This window comes from Serratia sp. LTN-2 (assembly GCF_059740205.1).
The window spans coordinates 1-2,166 of the sequence record NZ_JCAXDO010000030.1 but is presented as its reverse complement, the minus strand read 5'-3'; the positions used below and the strand labels follow the sequence as shown (position 1 = coordinate 2,166).

The following is a 2,166-nucleotide window of genomic DNA, read 5'->3' as shown; positions in this document are numbered from 1 at the left end:
TTTCGCTGCTTCAGCGTTAGCGCCTTGGGCAAATACGGCAACGCGAACGGAACGACCGGTGCCGTGTGGCAGAACGGTAGCGCCACGAACGTTTTGGTCAGATTTACGAGCGTCGATGCCGAGGTTCACGGCAACGTCAACGCTTTCTACGAATTTAGCGGTGGCCAGCTCTTTCAGCAGAGCAACAGCTTCAGTGATGTCATACTGTTTAGTAGCATCAACTTTGTCACGGATCACGCGCATGCGCTTGGTCAGCTTAGCCATCTCTTAATCCTCCACTACCAGGCCCATGGAACGAGCGGTACCTTCGATGGAGCGAGTCATCGCTTCAACGTCAGAACCAGTCATGTCCGCAGCTTTGGTTTCTGCGATTTCACGTACCTGAGCACGGGTCACTTTACCTACTTTGTCTTTGTTCGGCTTACCGGAACCAGACTTGATACCAGCCGCTTTTTTCAGCAGTACTGCTGCTGGCGGGGTTTTGGTAACGAAAGTGAAGGAGCGATCAGAATAAACGGTAATAACAACCGGAATCGGCAGACCTTTTTCAATGCTGTCAGTCTTAGCATTGAACGCCTTACAGAATTCCATGATGTTAACGCCTTGCTGACCCAGAGCTGGACCAACTGGCGGGCTCGGGTTAGCCATACCAGCTGCAACTTGCAGCTTAACGTAGGCTTGTACTTTCTTGGCCATTTAAATTTCCTCGGTTTGGGTAGTATCGCCTCGTGAGAGGCTCCCCGTGTTTAACCTCGCCGAACAAACGTCAGGCAAGGCATCTAAAAACAAAAGGCGCGAAATTGTAGTTCAATTTCGCGCCTTTGACAAGCGGCAACGGACCGCTTACTGCTGATTATTCGATCAGCCTTTTTCAACCTGGCTGAAGTCCAGTTCCACCGGCGTTGCACGGCCGAAGATGGAAACGGAAACTTTCAGGCGGCTCTTCTCGTAATCGACTTCTTCGACCACGCCGTTGAAATCGGCAAACGGGCCGTCGTTGACGCGCACCAGCTCGCCCGGCTCGAACAGCGTTTTCGGACGCGGCTTGTCACCAACCTGCTGCAGGCGGTTCATGATCGCATCAACTTCTTTATCGCTGATCGGCGCAGGACGGTCAGAAGTACCGCCGATGAACCCCATGACGCGCGGTACGCTGCGCACCAGGTGCCAGCTGGCGTCATTCATTACCATTTGCACCAGCACATAGCCAGGGAAGAACTTACGCTCGCTCTTGCGACGCTGGCCGCCACGGATTTCAACCACTTCTTCCGTAGGCACCATCACTTCGCCGAACAGCTCTTCCATATCGTGCAGTTTGATGTGTTCACGCAGCGATTGCGCTACGCGACCTTCAAAACCGGAAAACGCCTGAACGACGTACCAACGTTTTTTTGGAGCTTCAGACATTTTAGAACCTCAGGCCAGTAATAAACGACACCAGACGGACCAGAATACCATCCAGCCCCCACAGAATCAGTGACATCACGGCGGTTACCGCGGCAACGATCAACGTGGTGTGTAGCGTTTCCTGACGAGTTGGCCAAATCACTTTACGTACTTCGGTACGCGCTTCGCGGGCAAACGCAACGGTGGCTTTGCCTTTGGTGGTCATCAGAGCCACTGCACCAGCAACGGCGATGATCAGCACAACTGCCAGCGCGCGCAATGGCAGGCTTAAATCACGGTAGTAATAGTTACCGACAATAGCCACAACCAACAGAACGGCGACGATCAGCCACTTTGCCGCTTCCAGGCCGCGTCCGCTCCCTTGAGCCTCGGTATTCGCACTCATAAACCAACCTGTCACAATGATGATTCAGAACAAACAACTTTGCCTCGCATTGCGAGGCAAACCAAACCGATCGGATACCGCACTAGCGATATCCCGGTGTTTTACGCTATGACGTATTTCAGTCAATACGGTTTAAGAGCCCATCTCACCAATGATTATGACTGCAAAATCGCTGATGAGATAGGTTCTAGTTCACAGCGTAGAAAAAGGGCATCAAATGATGCCCTTTTACCGCGTGTCGCGTCAAACTTTATCAGCGATTAAGCGATAACTTTGGCAACAACACCAGCGCCAACGGTACGGCCGCCTTCACGGATTGCGAAACGCAGACCGTCGTCCATCGCGATTGGGTGAATCAGGGTTACAACCATGTT

4 protein-coding genes and 1 pseudogene are annotated in these 2,166 nt (G+C 52.4%); all 5 read right to left on the bottom strand.

What is annotated here, in order from left to right:
• Positions 1-264, bottom strand: a pseudogene (rplA, locus tag AC6BYQ_RS26700) (50S ribosomal protein L1); the annotation flags it as partial.
• Positions 265-267: 3 nt separating this feature from the next.
• Positions 268-696, bottom strand: coding sequence for a 50S ribosomal protein L11 (gene rplK / locus AC6BYQ_RS26695; RefSeq protein ID WP_004929911.1), 429 nt, complete (start codon positions 694-696; stop codon positions 268-270).
• Between the two features lie 165 nt (positions 697-861).
• Positions 862-1,407 carry a transcription termination/antitermination protein NusG gene (gene nusG / locus AC6BYQ_RS26690; protein ID WP_004929914.1) on the bottom strand — a complete coding sequence of 182 codons (546 nt, stop codon included), beginning with the start codon at positions 1,405-1,407 and terminating at the stop codon, positions 862-864.
• Between the two features lies 1 nt (position 1,408).
• On the bottom strand, positions 1,409-1,792 hold the full coding sequence (gene secE / locus AC6BYQ_RS26685) for a preprotein translocase subunit SecE (RefSeq protein WP_004929916.1): 384 nt from the start codon (positions 1,790-1,792) through the stop codon (positions 1,409-1,411).
• Between the two features lie 260 nt (positions 1,793-2,052).
• Positions 2,053-2,166, bottom strand: a 114-nt coding sequence (locus AC6BYQ_RS26680) for an EF-Tu C-terminal domain-related protein (RefSeq protein ID WP_455678424.1), incomplete at its 5' end; no start/stop codon positions are given.

What these genes read in the sequence shown, in the direction of transcription:
- secE (WP_004929916.1), bottom strand. Translation starts at nt 1,792, where the DNA reads ATGAGTGCGAATACCGAGGCTCAAGGGAGCGGACGCGGCCTGGAAGCG.
- rplK (WP_004929911.1), bottom strand. Translation starts at nt 696, where the DNA reads ATGGCCAAGAAAGTACAAGCCTACGTTAAGCTGCAAGTTGCAGCTGGT.
- nusG (WP_004929914.1), bottom strand. Translation starts at nt 1,407, where the DNA reads ATGTCTGAAGCTCCAAAAAAACGTTGGTACGTCGTTCAGGCGTTTTCC.